The sequence below is a fragment of the Xenorhabdus bovienii genome, from assembly GCF_024721015.1.
Classification (GTDB): domain Bacteria; phylum Pseudomonadota; class Gammaproteobacteria; order Enterobacterales; family Enterobacteriaceae; genus Xenorhabdus; species Xenorhabdus bovienii.
Genome location: NZ_JANAIF010000507.1, coordinates 1 through 218, shown reverse-complemented (window position 1 = coordinate 218; position 218 = coordinate 1). Strand labels below are relative to the sequence as shown.

The following is a 218-nucleotide window of genomic DNA, read 5'->3' as shown; positions in this document are numbered from 1 at the left end:
ATCATGGATATGCTTATATTATCAATGAAATATGGGATGACTGCATTCGTGAAAAAATACCACTTCCGCAATATAATTCTATCTCTGCTTCATCGATGTACGAAGCCAGAATAAAATTACCTGATAATGCTATTAAAACTATATACGCAATTAACTTGAAGATGCAGGACTTAAAGTCTGGAAATTATCTGTCAACCGGGTGGTGAGTTCTTTCACTT

General features: G+C 34.4%; 1 protein-coding gene. It reads left to right on the top strand.

The genetic code is table 11. The annotated features are described in order from the left end of the window. Positions 1-206: hypothetical protein (locus NXS07_RS21530; RefSeq protein WP_258087709.1), on the top strand; the 206-nt coding region annotated here is incomplete at its 5' end. Between the last annotated feature and the right edge of the window lie 12 nt (positions 207-218).